This is a genomic window from Chitinophaga ginsengisegetis (genome assembly GCF_900168065.1).
Classification (GTDB): domain Bacteria; phylum Bacteroidota; class Bacteroidia; order Chitinophagales; family Chitinophagaceae; genus Chitinophaga; species Chitinophaga ginsengisegetis.
Genome location: NZ_FUZZ01000003.1, coordinates 667,577 through 684,983 on the forward strand (window position 1 = coordinate 667,577; position 17,407 = coordinate 684,983).

Here is a 17,407-nt window from a genome sequence, read left to right on the forward strand (position 1 = left end):
AATCAGTTCAATCCTGAGTAAGACTACATCCGCTTTCCACTCAAAACAGGAACGCCGCTATAGCTGCTGCCAGTGTTTTGGAGATTTCAGGAGACACTTCCCTGCTCATCCATACCCGTGGTTTTTCGCCCGGTATTACTGCCGCCACAGGTTGCCCGCGGTATTGAAATTCGTAGCACACATTTTCGTAGGAATTCACCTTGCCGAACCGGTTATTGGCGGTAATGCGTATATCTGTATCCGTAGACCTTAATACGCCAGCCGGTTTGTTTTCATTCAGCTCCAGGTAATGAGGGCTTTTAATGATCATTTCCCAGCGTTTTAACGGCTCATTCTTCGTGCCGTTGATCAAGGCATAGCGAAGGTCCGTAGCTGCCGGCAAACTACTTAAATAAGACGGTAAATCGCGGTTGGAAAACACAATTGCCGTAGTGTTCATGGTTTGTATCAACAGGTGTTCCTCATTGCCGTTCAGATAAAAATTAAAGGCGTTTTTCGGGTCTTTGATGAAGGTAGCTTCCGCTACCCCGTTTTTACGGGAAGTAGTGGAATAAAGGCCAAAAGAAATGGTTTTAGCGGTAAGCCAGCCGTCTTTCACCTTCACCGGCCATTCCTGGTCGTTGGTGTATAGCGATGATTTAACGGCAGCGGGCTTGGTAGTGCTGCAACTCCAGAGCAGCAGGGGGAGTAAGGCGGCAAACAAATACTTCATGAAGCGGGTGGTTTTGAATATGCTGAAACGGCGGGAAGTAGTGATGCTGCTTCCCGCCGTTGGATGATTACCTGGTTTCTTTCAGTTTCTCCCACATTTCGGGGATGCGTTTGATCCAGGCAAGTTCTTTCTTTTTTGTCCTGGCTTCTTCTACCGGGGAACCAAAGTATGTTTTACCACCTTCGAGGGAAGCAGGCACCCCGCTTTGTGCGAGTACAACGGCGCCTTTTCCGATGGTGAGATCTTTATTCACGCCTACCTGTCCCCAGAGGATCACATTGTCTTCGATTTTGGCTTTGCCGGCGATGCCTGCCTGTGCAGCAATGAGGCAATTTCTACCGATAACGGTACCATGACCAATATGGATCATGTTGTCCAGTTTGGTGCCGCGGCCTATGATGGTGTCGCCACTTACGCCTTTGTCGATGGTACAGCCGGCGCCCAGTTCCACATCACTCTCAATGATCACTCTTCCGCAACTCTCCAGTTTATCATACATCACTTCGCGCTCTGCTCTTTTCTTAAAGTAAAAAGCATCCGATCCGAGTACTGTTCCTGCGTGGATAATTACGTTGTCTCCGATTTCACAGTAGTCATAAATCGTTACGTTGGGATGAATGAGACAGTTGCGGCCAATGCGCACATGATTGCCAATGAATACGTTGGGTTGAATAACAGTGCCTTCTCCTATCACGGCACTATCGCTGATGGCTTTGGTTGCCGGCTCAAATGGCCTGAATCTTTTAACCAGTTTTACATATGCACTGAAGGGGTCGTCCAGCACCAGAATTGCCTTGCCTTCCGGACAATCTACCTTTTTGTTAATGATAATGATTGTTGCTGCCGATTGCAGACTGGCGTTATAGTATTTCTCAAAGTCAACAAAGGAAATATCTCCCGGTGTAACCTTATGTATTTCATTGATGCCAGTGGCCATCAGTTGGCTGTTGCCAACCAGCTCTGCGCCTATATATGCTGCTATTTCCGTTACTGCAACAGGTGCTTCGAACTTCATATACTCTGAATTATTGAATAATGTTTAAGAGCAACAAAGGTAGTAAATCGGCGATTGCAACAATCAAAATATGAAGGCATGATAACGACGATCAGAAAGTTTCAATCTGCTGTTATCCACAATTATTTTAGTAGTGTGAATAAAATTTTTTGTAAATTTTTTCTTTTGTGATGAAATTCTTTTTAATATTGTGTAGGGAATTTTGTTTCCCTGTACTTACTAACCCATTCACATAACAAGAAAGTCTGATTGTTCCAACGGTCAGACTTTTTTTATTGCCTCTGAAACCCGCATGAATAAAGCGTTACAGCAGATCGCATTTTTATCTCACTAAAATTCATCACTACACCTTCCTTTTTTTCATCCCCATTTCCCGGTAAATGCATAACCCGGGCAACACCCCCGTTTTTTCAATTTTTGGGTTTTTCTGCCCCAAAAAGCAAAAAAAATCTCCTGTCCGGGATAAACTGATTACGCTGATTACATGAATTTTATTTTTGCCTGCCTTCTGCGCGTATCCGTAAAATCAAAAAAGTAAATCCATGTAATCAGCTTAATCAGTTTAATTGTGTGGAACACAAAAAACAAAAGACTTTATATAGCGCTGCTAAACAATTGTGAATGTGGTACTTGTCGCCACAGCCTTGCATCAAAAGCCATGCAGATGTTGCGGATAAATGGTCTTCCTTCAGGCGTAACCACCACCTTCTGAGGCAGTACCTGCACCAACCCATCCCTCTCCAGCTCCTGCAATCGCTGCAGGCCATCAATGATCGCATCACACTGTGTATCTGCCTTGTGCCAGGTAGTTTCAAAATGACACATCAGCTCATGAATGTGCTTCCGCAGTAGTCCGTCTTCTTCGTTCAGTATATGACCTCGCACCACCGGAAACTCACCTTTGTTCACCAGTTCCTGGTAAGCATCCACCTTCTTCTCATTTTGTGCATAAGCATACCAGCTGTCGCCAATGGAAGATGCTCCCAAGCCAACCAGCAGCGATGTGGGAGAATCTGTATAACCCATGAAGTTCCGGTGCAACCGCCCTTGTTGGAAAGCTTTGTGCAACGCCTCTTCCGGCAGTGCAAAATGATCCATACCAATCTCTGTATAACCATTACTGTCGAACAATAACTTACCCAGTTCATACAACTGCCGTTTCTCTTCATCCTTTGGCAGATCTGCTTCTGTATAACGACGCTGACCGGTTCCTTTTATCCAGGGCACATGTGCATAACTGTAAAAAGAGATCCTGTCGGGGCGTAACCGGACAACCTTATCAATTGTATGCTGCATACTTGTAAGCGTTTGCAACGGTAAGCCATAGATCAGGTCAAAGTTGATGGAGGTAAATCCAATCTTCCTGGCGTTCTCTACTACGGATGCCACCATTCCAAAAGGTTGTAAGCGGTTGATGATTTCCTGCACCCGCATATCAAAGTCCTGTATGCCTAAACTGATCCTGCGGAAGCCGAGGTTGTACAACGACTGAAGATGTTCCGGTGTGGTATTGCCGGGATGACCTTCGAAACTTAGGCTGGCATCAGGCAGCAGCTCGGCAGTGCGGTAAATACCATTCAGCAACATGGCCAGGTGCGCTGCACTGAAAAAGGTAGGTGTGCCTCCGCCGAGATGTATTTCCCGGATACGGGGGCGCCCGCCGAAGGTATCCACATACAGCTGCCACTCCTTCAGCAGGGTTTCAATATAAGGGCCCTCTACTCCATGATTAACCGTGATGTGTTTATTACAGCCACAATACGTACACATACTTTCACAGAAAGGCAGGTGAATGTATATACTGATCCCGTCTTTACCATTCGACTCCAGGAATGATTTCTTCAACAGCGCCTTCCACTTCTCCGGATGAAAAGTTTGCTCTTCCCAATAAGGAACAGTAGGGTAACTGGTGTACCGCGGTGCGGCCACGTTATATTTACTGATGAGGCTCATGATTTGATGGTTTATGACAACAATTTTCAACAACATGTTCACTATGGGGCGTCATCACCGGGCTGATGTAAGGAATGCCCAGGTTCAGCCCACGGAGGATCAGCAACACACCCATGATACTGATTGCAACCGGTATCATGCTGCGCATCCGGTTACGAACCGGTATGCTGATGAGGTGACTGAAATAGCTAACACCGGCCATAGCAGGTAAAGTACCTGCACCAAAGGCAGCCATGAACAACATGCCTTTCAGCACATCGCCGGAGGCAACTGCACCGGCAATACCGAGGTATACGAGCCCGCATGGAAGGAGTCCGTTCAGAAAGCCAATGGCATATAAAGTATGGAAGCGCTGTTGCCGTAACAGGTTACCCAGCCGGGATTTTATTTTTGAAGTGAAAATATCCGGGAGATGCCTGTCTTTTGTTAATCTTATGCCGGTGTATTTCAATATTACCAACACAAGCAATAAGCTGCCGATGATAATCGATAACCATTGCTGTAAACCGCCGAGGTATAACTGTCTGCCCAGCCAGCCAAAAACTAATCCGAGAATGGCATAGGCACTGATGCGGCCGGCGTTGTATAACAGGATGCCCGCTAACTTCCGGCTACCGTTAAGATGTTGTACGGGCAGCGTTAATGCAATAGGACCACACATTCCTATGCAGTGAAAGCTGCCCACAAACCCCAGTATAAATGAAGCGATCATAATGCGTATATCTTTTGTAATTTTTTAAATAACTATCCTCAATTAATATTTACCAGTTGTTCCTGGTAATATGGCTGGTCGTTCATGGTCCATGCTATCTTCACTTTATACTGTCCCCTGATGAATAGCTGCCGGCTAACCAATTGCCGCCCTGATTGGTCGGGTTGAAGCGGCATGAATATATCTTTGCCTGAATCGGAAGGCCGGTAAAAGGTTACTTTACCGGTGATTTGTTTGTTCCGCAGCTCAACTGGAACAGAGATCAGTACAGCGGTATCTTCCTGGGATACAGCAACAGGAGCAGATAATTTCCCGGCATTTTCTTTTCCATCAATTACCTGCTGGTATTTTAATTCCTCGCCGTAGTAATCAGGCGTTACCATATCAACCCTGGTACGCATGCTTTTGGTAACCAGCGTTAAAATGCCGGCGGCGAATATTACAAACACTATGATGATCTTATGTCCCCAGTTCATGGTAATAATTTTTTAAGATGTGAACGCCCTGTCCTGTTTATTGCACCGGTCCTAAAAACGTGGTGCGTAAACGGGTAATTCTTTCGTTGTGCTCATACAGCCCGATATATAAAGTTGACTTACGCTGGTGTACAGCTGTTTTTGGCAATACAATAAAGAAAGTACCTTCTCCCTGTCCTTCGGCCTTTACATGGATCACGGCATTGCCAATCATGGATACCACGCCGCTTTCATCTTCCAGTTTCAACCCGAGTGGAATATCCCTGCCGGTTTTATTGAGGAGTTTAATACGGTACAGGTTCGACAAACTATCGGTACCTCTTTCCTGGTACAACATACCTGCTGTGCGCATAATAGTGCCGCTTACCGGTTTCCGGCTGCCCAGCATAAAGCCGATGGCAGTGAGTAGTACCACCAGTACTGAGGAGTATACTTTGAGCCGCGGCGTAAAGCGCAGCTTTTGTTTGCTGGCGATGCCGTTTTCGGAAGCATACCGGATCAGTCCTTTCGGCCGGCCGGTTTGTTCCATCATAAAATCGCAGGCATCAATACAGGCCGTGCAGTTTACACACTCCAGCTGGGTGCCGTTCCGTATATCTATCCCCGTAGGACATACCTTTACGCACTGCATGCAGTCGATACAGTCGCCATGTGCCCGGGAATCGTCTTTACGGAACTTTCCACGGGGTTCTCCCCTTTCATAATCATAAGCCACCAAAATGGAGTTCCTGTCCAGCAATACCCCCTGTAAACGGCCATACGGGCATACAATCGTGCAGATCTGCTCCCTCATAAAGGCAAATACGCCATAAAACACCCCTGAAAACACGATGATGGCAATAAAGCCGCCGGTATGTGCCGACAGGGGTTCGGTGATAATCCTGCCCAGCGCTTTGGCCCCGATGATATAGGCCAGGAATATATTGGCAATGAGAAAAGACAGTGCATAGAAGGCAAGGTGCTTGCCTGTTTTCCGGACAATTTTATTGGTGTTCCAGGGCGACTGCTGCAACATTTTTTGCGCCGCCGCATCTCCTTCTATCCAGTATTCCAGCCGGCGGAACAGCAGCTCCATAAAAATGGTTTGTGGACACATCCATCCGCAGAAAAGCCTTCCGAAGGCCATTGTAAACACTACTATAAAAAGAATGAACGCCAGCATCGCCAGTCCGAAAATGAAGAAGTCCTGCGGCCAGAAGATGGCGCCAAAAAGTATAAACTTCCCCTCCACCACATTCAGCATAAACAAGGGCCTGCCATTTATTGAAATAAACGGCAGGCTGAAAAAAACGCTAAAATACAGGAGGCTCACCCAACTCCGGATATTATACCAGCGGCCTTTTGGTTGCTTTGCATAAATCCAGTTGCGTTTGCCTTGCCCGTCAACGGTAGCTATTGTATCTCTGAATGTGCTGTTGGTCATAATGGCTGCTTTATTCTTTCTGTCCCTGTGGTTCTTTGGCATTCGGCGGATTAGTGCCGTGTAAGGTTTTGATATAGCAGGCTATCTGCGCCAGTTGTTTGGGCGAAAAATCTTCCTGCCAGGATTTCATTCCTTTATCTGCCACGCCGTATTTAATTGTTTTAAACACATCATTGAGTTTGCCGCCATGCAACCAGTAGTCGTCGGTAAGGTTGGGGCCTACCACACCTTGTCCCTGAGGGCCATGACAAGGCGCACAGCTGGAAACAAATATCTTTTGCCCTGCAGCTATATCAGCCGGATCGGTAAGCATGGTTACATTGTTTTCATCGATGTTGTTGGCTGCTTTTTTCAGGTATTCCTGTTTGGCAATGGCTGCTTTTTCTTCTGCCACCGCCAGTTCTTCCAGCTGGCTGGGCGCAGAGTGGGAAACTTCTGTACGCCAGAAATATACGATGGCAAAGCAAACGGTAAATACATATCCCCATTTCCACCAGGGAGGTGTAGGATTATTGAGTTCATGGATGCCATCAAAATCATGGCCCATGTCTTCTTCTGCTTCTGCCACTGCATCTATCGTCCGGGTTTTATTGATTTTTTCCAGCCACGACACCCTGGGTTTACCAGGCGCCACTGCTTTCGCCGGTTTACGTTTTCTTTTGATGCCTACCAGGTAGCGCAGCAGGAATAAAAGACTGATGATTACCGCCAGCTCCAGTATAATAACGGATATTAACAGGTAGAAAGAGGTTTGCGACAGCCTTGTAAAATAAGTGCTGGCAGTAGTGGTAGCCTCTTGTGCAAAAGCGCTGTTGCTCATGAGTGTCAGCATAACAATACCACCAACCAGTAAAGCTTTACCGGCATCTTTCTTCATCTTCTCCCTGAAAATATCCATAGCGCCCAGTACTGCATTGGCCAGGATGCCGATGGCCAGTAATAATCCTCCTGCTACTACCAGTAATACCAGGGCTACCGGGTCAGATAATTCCGAAGGCGCCTTTGCTCCACCATCCGCAAAGGCGGGGATACTGCATAATAAACTGCCGGCAAGTAGTTGTATAAACTGCTTATTCATTGTTTTTCTTTTATTGGGCATTTGTGTCGTCATTATCTAAAGGAATACGGCTGATATGATCCACCATTTTCTTATCGGCTTTAAAAGCCCATAGTGAGGCCACCACAAAAAAAGTGGTAAACAACAGCAGCGATGCCATCGGGTAAATACTGATGCCGGCTATAGATCCCAGGTAATTAATGAACTTCATGAGATTGCGTTTTAAAATTCAGCGTTATCGGCTACCGGTGCAGATTTGGGAGCGGATTTAATATCTTTTCCCATCCTTTGCAGGTAGGCTATTAATGCAATAATTTCACGGTCTGCTTTGATGGGCAGCTTATCCTTTTGCAGGGATGCTGCAATGCCCTGTGCCTGTTTCTCCATGTCGGCAATGGCCTGTTGTTCGTAACCTGCCGCATAGGGTACACCCAGCTTCCGCATTACATTGATCATGGCCGGCGTTTTACCTTTATCCACTCTTTCTTCGAACAGCCATGGATAGGCAGGCATAATAGAACCCGGCGTCATGGAGGTAGGATCCAGCATGTGATTAAAGTGCCAGGAGTCCGGATACTTGCCACCGATGCGGGCCAGATCCGGACCGGTACGTTTGGATCCCCACTGAAACGGATGATCGTATACAAATTCCCCGGCTTTAGAGTATTCGCCATAGCGGGCGACTTCATCCCGGAAAGGACGGATCATTTGTGAGTGACAGTTATAGCAACCTTCTCTCAGGTAAATATCACGTCCGTGCAGTTCCAGCGGAGTATATGGCTTTACACTGCTGATAGTAGGAATATTACTGCGGATCAGGAAGGTAGGCATCATTTCCAGCAGGCCGCCAATGGCTACCACAACCAGGCTGAATACCACCAGTTGTATAGGACGGCGTTCTATCCAATTATGCCAGTGTGCTTTACCGTGTGTAACAATTTCTTTTGGTAACGCAGGCGCTTCCGCTGCTTCGTTGGGAATAAACACCCCCTTGCGGATTGTTTTGGTAAGGTTAACAATCATCAGTACCAGGCCGCTGATGTATAACATACCGCCCACTGCACGCAGCGCATACATAGGAACGATAGTGGTAACTGTTTCCATGAACTGGTACTTCAGTTGTCCTTCTTCCGTAAACTGTTTCCACATCATGCTCTGCGTAAAGGCCGCCCAGTAAAGAGGAATTACATAAAAGATAATGCCCAGTGTGCCGATCCAGAAGTGGGTATTCGCCCATTTGCGGGAAAAAAGTTGGGTGCCAAAAATGCGTGGGATCATCCAGTAAAGGATGCCGAAAGTAAGGAAGCCGTTCCAGCCCAGCGCTCCTACGTGAACGTGCGCAATGGTCCAGTCGGTATAGTGGCTGATGGCATTTACATTTTTCAGTGACAGCATCGGTCCTTCAAAAGTGGCCATGCCATAACAGGTCAGCGCTACCACAAAAAATTTAAGGATCGCATCTTCCCTTACCCGGTCCCAGGCGCCGCGCAGGGTAAGCAGGCCGTTGAGCATACCTCCCCAGGAAGGAGCAATAAGCATAATACTGAATGCTGTTCCCAGCGATTGCGCCCATTCAGGCAAAGCGGTGTACAGCAGGTGATGCGGGCCGGCCCAGATATAAATAAATATCAGCGACCAGAAATGGATAATGGACCAGCGATAGGAATACACCGGTCTGTTGGCGGCTTTAGGTACAAAATAGTACATCAGTCCCAGGTAAGGCGTAGTGAGAAAAAACGCTACCGCATTATGTCCATACCACCACTGTACCAGCGCATCCTGTACGCCCGCATACCAACTGTAACTTTTGAACAGGGATAAAGGGAATTCAAAAGAGTTAATAATATGTAACATGGCAATGGCTACCCAGGTGCCAATGTAGAACCAGATGGCTACGTATAAATGTGATTCGCGCCTGCGGAGGATAGTGCCCAGCATATTGGCGCCAAACACTACCCAGATGAGGGTAATGGCAATATCAAACGGCCATTCCAGCTCTGCATATTCTTTACCGGTGGAGTAGCCCAGGAAGAGGGTGAGAGCGCCTCCGGCGATGATAGCCTGCCAGCCCCAGAAATGTATTTTACTCAGCAGATCGCTGAACATACGGGCTTTACAAAGCCGTTGCAGGGAATAATATACCCCCATGAAAATACCATTGCCCACAAATGCAAAAATAACGGCGTTAGTATGTACGGGTCTTAACCGGCCAAAGGTAATAGGGGCAAATCCAGCGTTAAGGCCGGGGATCACCAGTTCCAGCGCTGCCCATAACCCGGCCAGCATGCCTATCAGCCCCCAGAACACACAAGCGTAGGCAAACCATTTCACCGTGCGGTTGTCGTAATAAAATTTTTCGAGTGACATAGTGGTATTTAAAGGTGTTGATAAATGCGTTTATTCGTTAACGTTATCCCGTTTATCTTCAAAGAGGATGCGGTGTGCCGGTGAAAAATCATCTTCAAACTGCCCGTTTTTTACAGACCAGATAAAGGCGGCGAGGAAGCCTATGGCTACTAGCAAACTAACACCGAGTAAAATGATGATAACGCTCATGGCTATTTATTTTATGAGAATAAACCGGGCTGTTTCCAATGCCTGCAACGCATGTATTTCGTTGGCGCCAAAGGAAAAAACGTCACCGGATTCAAGGATGGTAACTTCGTCGTTCAGCATAAATGCAATTCTCCCTTCCAGTATCAGGATCATGGCCTGGGCCGGCGATGTATGCGGCGGAATCTGGTGTCCCTGCTGCATAATGAGCAGGGTGGCGTCAAAGCGTTTGGTTTTCAGTATAGCACAACTCTTCACTTTTTCATTTCCCGCTACCTGCATTACGTTCATTCCTTTCATGGATGGTGTATTGTGATGTAATACATACTTCCTTTCCGGCATGCCTCACCCGTTGCGTGTAAACAGCCTTTTTCAGTGGCTGTTTACACGCCCATTTCATTCGGGCTCATTTGAGGTTTTGCTTAGATTTACTGTGTATGTTTCGTGTGATAGCAAAGGTAACAGTAGCTTACCTTTACTACTATGACTTTACTCAATCAGGAATATGACTTTTATCAGTCATTTGCTGCAATGCTTTGCTGTAAAGCCTTTTGCCCTGCCATTCACTGCAACTGAAAGTGATGAGGATAATGCTGATAGAGCTGGCCGGCATCAGTATGGCCGCTACCAGCGGCGATAAAATTCCCTGCACTGCAAAGTATAAGCCGGTAATATTATACAGCAGCGATAATATAAAACTGATGAGGATAATACGTTTGTTAGCTTTACACAACCGGATAAAAGAGAACAGCAATGGCAGCTGATCCGCATGCAGTATGCCATCGCTGGCAGGCGTAAAATTGTTACTGTCTTCTGTCAGTGAAATCCCGATATCACTTTGTTTCAGTGCACCGGCGTCATTTAACCCATCACCTATCATCATTACCTTTTTTCCTTTTTTTTGCAGGGAGATGATATAAGCGAGTTTATCTGCCGGTTGTTGCTCAAAAAGAAGCGTGGCATTGTTGCCCATCAGCTGACCTAATTGCGTGATAGTATGATTATTATCTCCTGAAAGTACAGATAAGGGATAAACAGATTGCAATTGTTGCATCAACTGCCGTAAGCCGCTCCGGTAGCTGTTGCGGATTGTGAATAACCCGCAGAGCTTTTCGTTGATGGATACATACACGATGCTGCCCTCCTGCTCATTTTTACGATGCGCGCCGGTAAACGCTGCATTGCCCAGGCGGATAAAGAATCCATCTACCCATCCGCATACGCCTTTACCCGTAAAATGTTGGAAGTCGTGTATATGCCGCGACACCGGATCGCCGCAATACTGAACAATTGCCCTGCTTAAAGGATGAGTGGATTGTGCGGCCAGCGTGGCTATCATTACTTCCTGCCCCGGAGTAAGTACATCGCCGTAATAAATAACGGAGCTGCCTGTTTTACCGGTAAGGGTACCGGTTTTATCGAATACAATATGTGTGGCGTTAGCCATGTTTTCAATGGCCTGTGCATTACGCAGGTAAAACCGGTGCCGGCTGAGGATCCTTAAAATATGTCCATTGGTAAAGGAAGAGGCCAGCAGCAATGCACAGGGGCAGGCAATGATCAGGATGGCCGTAACGGCAGGCCATATACGCGCCGGTTCATGTACCCACCAGTAAGTTGCAGTAACCGCTGCAATAAACAGCACTGCCCACGTAAAATAACGGCTCAGCAGGTGAACAAAAGACACCTGCTTTTCTTCTTTATTCCTTAGTTCATCACGGTTCCATAAACTGGTGAGGTAACTCTGTGCTACTTCTTTAATGGTCAATATTTCCAGGTTGCCGTCGAGCTGCCTGCCGCCGGCATAAATAATTTCTCCGATCGATTTGCTGACGGGCGCCGACTCCCCGGTTACGAAGCTGTAATCTATCAGTGCTTTTCCTCTCACAATAATACCATCTGCCGGTACCAGTTCATTGTTATGAATACGGATGGTATCGCCGGTTTTCAGCTCAGGAAGCGTGGTCGGAATTTCCTTATCTTCTTTTATAACGCTCACGGCTATGGGAAAGTAAGCGGTATAGTCGCGGTCAAACGAAAGCCCCTGGTAAGTTTTGTCCTGTAATACCCTTCCTATCAGCATAAAAAATACGATGCCTGTCATGGAATCAAAATATCCCGGCTGACCATTGATCACTTCTGCAAAGCTGCGTATAAAAGTAACGAAGATGGCGAGCACAATAGGCACGTCTATATTGAGGAACCCATGTTTTAACCCGCTCCAGGCCGACTTATAAAACGCCTGTGCGCTGTAAAGTAATACCGGCAGGGCGAGTACCAGGTTCATATACCGGAACAGGCGGTTAAATGTTTCATCAAGACCGCCCGCACTGGCAAAGTAATCGGGGAAACTCAACAGCATGATATTACCGAAACAAAATCCGGCTACACCGAGTTGGTACACCAGCTGCCTGTTAACAGCGGGCTTTTTGCGCTGCAGGTCCTGCAGGCTGATGTATGGCTCATAACCGATGGCGGTTAATATTTCTGCAACCCTTCTTAAAGAAGTCCCGGTATGTGAATAGATGATCAGTACCTCTTTCTTGCTAAAATTAACAGTTACCCGCTGTACCCCTTTCTCCAGCCGGTGCAGGTTTTCCAGCAGCCACAAACAGGAGCTGCAGTGAATTTGCGGGATATAGAAGGAAACATGTGTTTGGGTATCATCCCTGAAAAGATAGAGTTGCTGCGCAATTTTTTCGTCGTCCAGGAAGGCAAATTTATCGCTTCGCACCGCTACCCGCTGACTGATACCGGGTTTGCTGTTAAGGTCGTAATATTCACAGAGGTCGTACTGGTTCAGTATTTCATATACGGTTTTACATCCCGTACAGCAGAATACTTTATCGGATAGTGTGATATCGTTGTCAGTACAGTTTTCCCCGCAGTGATAGCAGGTAGTGTTGGTATTGGTTTGCGAAGAAACGGCCATCAGTCAATAATTACGTTATTAATTTCATGTTCGGTTACTACAACGGTATGGCCGGGAATAGCGGCGGGGTAAAGGATATTTTGTTCTACGTATATCCATTGCTGTATGAGCTGCTCTGTGATGAACAGATCGCCTATACATAATTTGTATGCCGGACTCCATTGTGCCTGCAATTGGTAATTGCCGGAAACCTGGCGGATTTTCTGAAGCAGGAGCAACACTTGTTGAAACGATTGCTGGATGCTGTTATAAACAGTTTGTGGTATATTTTTTTTGTTATTATTAAGCGCAGATGAATTGCGGATTACCGGGAACAGCACTGTTGATTCTTTTCGTATCAGCTGGGCTGTTTCGGCTTGTAATTTCCCGAACAGGAGTTGTTGCAGATCTGCGGCCGGCGGGGCGGTGTGGTCTTCCTGCCGGTCCAGGTTAAAGTAGGTCATCACCTGTTCTGTTTGATGGCTGATGGGGAGATGGAATTTGCTGGCAATCACATTGCATAAATTGCCGGGTGTTAATTCATGAAAGTTGATAATAGAATAAGCGAGCATGAACATGGTCTTTTGAACTATTACAAAAGTACCGGTCGCAGCAGAGGGGCGCAATGATATGCGTCAAGGGAGGATATGATATTTATCAGGATTGGAGCTACTCCTGCAGGTTTGCAGTTCTGACAATTTCGGGGAGGTCGAGCAGGCGGATCTTTTTGCCTTCCAGTTCTATCATGCCGTCTTTCTTGAATTCAGAAAGTAGCCTGATAGCGGATTCGGTGGCTGTGCCTACGAGGTTGGCAATTTCTTCGCGGGAGAGGCGCACACTGAGGGTATGACCATCTTCTTCGAGGCCGTAAGTTTCTTTGATAAAGAGCAATGTTTCTGCGAGGCGTTCCCTTACCGGCTTTTGCGCCAGGTGGGTTATTTTCAGTTCTGCTTTGCGCAGTTCGCTTGATAAGATACGCATCATTTCAAAAGAAAGGGATGCATCTTTCTGTAGAATATTGAGAAACAGATCTTTAGGTATAAAACAGATGGAAGAATCTTCGAGGGCAGTAGCGGTAGCGGTGTACCTTTCGTTGCTCAGGAGGGCTTTGTAGCCCATGATATCGCCGGCTTTCACCAGGCGTATGATCTGTTCCCGGCCATCATCGCCGCTGTGCGACAGCTTTATTTTGCCGTCGTTTACACAGTACACGCCAAAGGGATAAGCTCCTTCATGGAAAATAACCTGTCCTTTTCTGTATACTGAGCATACTTTGGCTTCTGCAATCTGATCGAGATTGCATTGTTCCGCCTTGCAGAATATTGATGAGAAGCGATCCTTGCAATGATGACATGAAGGATTGTGGAACGATGTAGCCATAATCAATTTGCAAAAGTACTAATTTACGGCTCCTTAACCAAAGCAAAAGCATTCGTGGCTCTTTATTATTATATTATTTATAAACCATATGAGGTATTAACCCGGTTCACACCTGAAGGTAACAAGGCGTGCCTGGCCGACTATTTTAAAGTGCCTTCAGATGTGTATCCTGTAGGGCGACTGGATTATGATAGCGAGGGTTTGCTGATCCTTACAAATGATAAGACATTGAACCAGCAGTTATTGTTGCCGCAACACGCGCATGAACGGGAGTACTGGGTGCAGGTGGATGGCGCCATAACCGCAGAAGCGGTGCAGCGCCTGGAAGCAGGGGTACAGATCAATGTAGATGGTAAGTTATACCGCACCAAACAGTGCCGGGCGGAAATATTTGAGGAAGAGCCGTTGTTGCCGCCACGCAACCCGCCCATCCGTTTCCGTAAAAGTATTCCCGCGCCCTGGATCAGGATGGTGCTCCAGGAAGGCAAAAACAGGCAGGTGCGCCGGATGACTGCCGCCGTAGGCTTTCCTACGTTGAGGCTTGTCCGTTATCGTATGGAAGATATCACCATTGCGGGCATGCAATCAGGAGAGATGGTGGAACTGAGCCGGGAAGAGATCTACCGGAAGTTAAAGCTAAGGACAAAGTAGCCATTGTGGCCCATTGGCATGACAGTATCCTCCGGGTTGGGCCGCAGCTGCCCGCCGCCCTCCCCCGCTTTTTGCTTTAAGCTTTATGCTTTCAGCTTTTTTAACTAGGTTTGTCACCTACAAATTTCTATTATGCTGAAATCAATGACCGGCTTCGGAAGGGCAGAAAGCGCAAGAGGCGAAACTAGTATCGTAGTGGAGATCAAATCGCTGAATGGAAAGCAGTTTGAGGTGAATCTGAAGTTTTCTCCTTTGTTAAGACCCTATGAATTTGACATCCGTACCCTAATGCAGCAAACGTTGCAGCGCGGCACCCTTGATGCAACAATCAATATCCGCCAGAACGGCGCCACCCGCCCGGTTGTGATCAATACAGACCTTGCGAAATATTATTACCAGTCCATCACTATGCTGGCCAACCAGCTGGAACTCCCGCAGGGAGATATGCTCAACGTGCTGATGAAATTACCGGAAGTGGTAAGTCCGGCATCAGAGCAAATGACCGAAGAAGAATGGAAAGATGTGGAAGACACGCTGCGCGAAGCCCTGATAGACCTGGATACACACCGCCAGGATGAAGGACTGATGCTGGAAGCCGATCTGCAGCAACGCATTGATAATATCGATACCTATATGCAGAAGGTACGTGAACTGGATCCGCTCCGTAAAGACCGTATCCGTCAACGCCTCGAAGGACTGCTGGCCGAGCATGTAGGAAAAGAAAATGTAGATGGCAACCGCCTGGAACAGGAACTGATCTTCTATCTGGAAAAACTGGATATCTCAGAAGAACTCTCCCGCCTGGAAAATCACCTGCGTTATTTCAGGGAAATCCTGAAAGACAATGATTCTGCCAAAGGCAAGAAGCTGGGTTTTGTGTTGCAGGAAATAGGCCGTGAAATCAATACTACCGGTTCCAAAGCCAACGACGCCGGTATACAGCAATGGGTGGTGCTGATGAAAGATGAACTGGAAAAAGCCAAAGAACAAGTATTAAACGTTTTATAGTAAGGCGAATACCGTATGAACAAACTTTTCCTGGCCACAGCGGGCTTATTACTTTTGGCTGCAGCCTGCATGCCACCTAAAATGGACACTTACGAAAAGAACCTGGAGATTCCCGGGCATGAGTGGACATATGACTATAAACCATCTTTTGAAGTAAAAATACAACCGGAAGATACTGCGTACCTTTACAATATCTGCGTAAACATCAGGCATACCGATGCTTATCCTTACAGTAATATCTGGTTATTGGTAGGTACACAGTACCCTGGCGACAGCATATTAAAGGAACAGCGGGTAGAACTGCCACTCGCAGATGTAACCGGCAAATGGTCCGGTACCGGCCTGGATGATATTTATGAACACCGTATCTTCATTCAGCAACGTGCTATTTTTAATAAACCAGGTACCTACAGGTTTACCTTTGAACAAAATATGCGGCAAAATCCGCTCCCCCATGTAATGAATGTTGGCTTGCGGATTGAGAAAGCCGGCACAAGGCCATGATGAAAAGAATTTTCAATAAAATGCAGGAAGGGAAATCCGTTTCCTTCGTTTATTTTTTAGTAATGGCGTACACAATTGCCGCACTGGTTTGGTGGGGCATTTTGCTGTTCAGACAAAGTGAACAGATCCGCCGCTTTGAACAACAAAACCTTTCTTTGCGGGTAGACAGCCTCGCACAACCGGTAGAACATCAGCTGCAACTGGAACGGATCAACAAAGAAGAGCACATGCGCTCTTTTAAATACCTGGGCGAAGGTCTTATCTTTTTAGGAATCATTTTGCTCGGCGCACTTTTTGTTTACAGGGCCGTGTGGAAGTATATGAAGCTCAGCAGGCAGCAACAGAATTTTATGATGGCCGTAACGCATGAATTAAAATCACCTATCGCTGCCGCTAAGCTGAACCTTGAAACGATCCGCAAACATAAACTCGACGAAGAAAAACAACTGAAGCTGATCAATAATACCATCCGTGAAACCAACCGCCTCGACCAGCTGTGCAACAACATCCTGCTGGCAGCGCAACTGGAAACACACAAATACCAGGTGTTTAAAGAATACCTGGATTTTTCAGCCCTGATAGAAAACAGTATCAAAGACCTTGATGGCCGCATTGGTACCCATCAGATCATCGCGGATATTTTACCGCACGTGTGGATGGATGGTGATAAGCTGACTTTACAAATTGTACTGAGCAACCTGGTGGAGAATGCCGCGAAATATGCCCCGAAAAACACCACCATCTCTGTAAAACTGTTTGAAAGCAATCAGCAACTGAAATTACAGGTGATCGACGAAGGCCCGGGAATACCGGAAGAAGAAAAAAGCAGGATCTTCCTGAAATTTTACCGCGTGGGCAACGAAAATACCCGCAAAGCAAAAGGCTCCGGCCTGGGCCTGTTCCTGACCGCCAAAATCGTGGAACAGCACAACGGACGCATTGAAGTGAAAGACAATGTACCTGCCGGTAGCTGCTTTGAAATATCCTGGCCTGAATATTCCGTGCAAACGGCGTAAATTAGATGACGGATTGATGAATACCAGAATCCGGAT

Annotated in this window: 18 protein-coding genes; 4 read left to right on the forward strand and 14 right to left on the reverse strand. The window is 46.8% G+C overall.

Annotation, left to right across the window (positions count from 1 at the left end):
* Positions 1–40: 40 nt before the first annotated feature.
* From B5Z18_RS21415 to B5Z18_RS21480, 14 genes are all read right to left on the reverse strand, one after another.
* Positions 41–712: a hypothetical protein gene (locus B5Z18_RS21415; protein ID WP_079471537.1), complete on the reverse strand. Its 672-nt coding sequence runs from the start codon at positions 710–712 to the stop codon at positions 41–43.
* A gap of 67 nt (positions 713–779) precedes the next feature.
* Positions 780–1,727 carry a UDP-3-O-(3-hydroxymyristoyl)glucosamine N-acyltransferase gene (locus B5Z18_RS21420; RefSeq protein WP_079471538.1) on the reverse strand — a complete coding sequence of 316 codons (948 nt, stop codon included), beginning with the start codon at positions 1,725–1,727 and terminating at the stop codon, positions 780–782.
* A 594-nt stretch (positions 1,728–2,321) separates the two neighbouring features.
* Complete coding sequence (gene hemN / locus B5Z18_RS21425) at positions 2,322–3,680, reverse strand: oxygen-independent coproporphyrinogen III oxidase (protein WP_079471539.1); 1,359 nt, start codon at positions 3,678–3,680, stop codon at positions 2,322–2,324.
* Complete coding sequence (locus tag B5Z18_RS21430; protein WP_200817310.1) at positions 3,664–4,392, reverse strand: sulfite exporter TauE/SafE family protein; 729 nt, start codon at positions 4,390–4,392, stop codon at positions 3,664–3,666. Before B5Z18_RS21430 ends, hemN begins: the two co-directional genes overlap by 17 nt.
* A gap of 38 nt (positions 4,393–4,430) precedes the next feature.
* Positions 4,431–4,868 carry a FixH family protein gene (locus tag B5Z18_RS21435; RefSeq protein WP_079471541.1) on the reverse strand — a complete coding sequence of 146 codons (438 nt, stop codon included), beginning with the start codon at positions 4,866–4,868 and terminating at the stop codon, positions 4,431–4,433.
* Positions 4,869–4,905: 37 nt separating this feature from the next.
* Positions 4,906–6,333 (reverse strand): cytochrome c oxidase accessory protein CcoG, encoded by a 1,428-nt coding sequence (gene ccoG, locus B5Z18_RS21440; protein ID WP_235015978.1) that lies wholly within the window; start codon positions 6,331–6,333, stop codon positions 4,906–4,908.
* Complete coding sequence (locus tag B5Z18_RS21445) at positions 6,302–7,369, reverse strand: cbb3-type cytochrome c oxidase N-terminal domain-containing protein (RefSeq protein ID WP_159454383.1); 1,068 nt, start codon at positions 7,367–7,369, stop codon at positions 6,302–6,304. Before B5Z18_RS21445 ends, ccoG begins: the two co-directional genes overlap by 32 nt.
* 10 nt (positions 7,370–7,379) lie before the next feature.
* Complete coding sequence (locus B5Z18_RS21450; RefSeq protein ID WP_079471543.1) at positions 7,380–7,559, reverse strand: CcoQ/FixQ family Cbb3-type cytochrome c oxidase assembly chaperone; 180 nt, start codon at positions 7,557–7,559, stop codon at positions 7,380–7,382.
* A gap of 11 nt (positions 7,560–7,570) precedes the next feature.
* Positions 7,571–9,715 (reverse strand): cytochrome-c oxidase, cbb3-type subunit I, encoded by a 2,145-nt coding sequence (gene ccoN / locus B5Z18_RS21455; RefSeq protein WP_079471544.1) that lies wholly within the window; start codon positions 9,713–9,715, stop codon positions 7,571–7,573.
* A gap of 30 nt (positions 9,716–9,745) precedes the next feature.
* Positions 9,746–9,904, reverse strand: coding sequence for a cbb3-type cytochrome oxidase assembly protein CcoS (ccoS, locus tag B5Z18_RS21460; RefSeq protein WP_079471545.1), 159 nt, complete (start codon positions 9,902–9,904; stop codon positions 9,746–9,748).
* Positions 9,905–9,910: 6 nt separating this feature from the next.
* Entirely contained in the window at positions 9,911–10,243 is a 333-nt protein-coding gene (locus tag B5Z18_RS21465) for a cupin domain-containing protein (RefSeq protein WP_079471546.1), read from the reverse strand.
* 151 nt (positions 10,244–10,394) lie between these two features.
* Positions 10,395–12,833 carry a heavy metal translocating P-type ATPase gene (locus B5Z18_RS21470; protein ID WP_079471547.1) on the reverse strand — a complete coding sequence of 813 codons (2,439 nt, stop codon included), beginning with the start codon at positions 12,831–12,833 and terminating at the stop codon, positions 10,395–10,397.
* Entirely contained in the window at positions 12,833–13,384 is a 552-nt protein-coding gene (locus tag B5Z18_RS21475; protein ID WP_079471548.1) for a hypothetical protein, read from the reverse strand. The genes B5Z18_RS21470 and B5Z18_RS21475 overlap by 1 nt, the downstream gene beginning before the upstream one ends.
* A 97-nt stretch (positions 13,385–13,481) precedes the next feature.
* Positions 13,482–14,192, reverse strand: a complete 711-nt coding sequence (locus tag B5Z18_RS21480; RefSeq protein WP_079471549.1) for a Crp/Fnr family transcriptional regulator — start codon at positions 14,190–14,192, stop codon at positions 13,482–13,484.
* A 54-nt stretch (positions 14,193–14,246) separates the two neighbouring features.
* Here B5Z18_RS21480 and B5Z18_RS21485 point away from each other — a divergent pair, with 54 nt between their 5' ends.
* The 4 genes from B5Z18_RS21485 (at position 14,247) to B5Z18_RS21500 (ending at position 17,371) form a co-directional block, all read left to right on the forward strand.
* On the forward strand, positions 14,247–14,843 hold the full coding sequence (locus B5Z18_RS21485) for a pseudouridine synthase (RefSeq protein ID WP_079471550.1): 597 nt from the start codon (positions 14,247–14,249) through the stop codon (positions 14,841–14,843).
* Between the two features lie 132 nt (positions 14,844–14,975).
* Entirely contained in the window at positions 14,976–15,851 is an 876-nt protein-coding gene (locus B5Z18_RS21490) for a YicC/YloC family endoribonuclease (RefSeq protein WP_079471551.1), read from the forward strand.
* A 15-nt stretch (positions 15,852–15,866) separates the two neighbouring features.
* On the forward strand, positions 15,867–16,355 hold the full coding sequence (locus B5Z18_RS21495) for a gliding motility lipoprotein GldH (RefSeq protein ID WP_079471552.1): 489 nt from the start codon (positions 15,867–15,869) through the stop codon (positions 16,353–16,355).
* A complete protein-coding gene (locus B5Z18_RS21500) occupies positions 16,352–17,371 on the forward strand; it encodes a sensor histidine kinase (RefSeq protein WP_079471553.1) in 1,020 nt (339 codons plus the stop codon). The genes B5Z18_RS21495 and B5Z18_RS21500 overlap by 4 nt, the downstream gene beginning before the upstream one ends.
* Positions 17,372–17,407 lie beyond the last annotated feature (36 nt).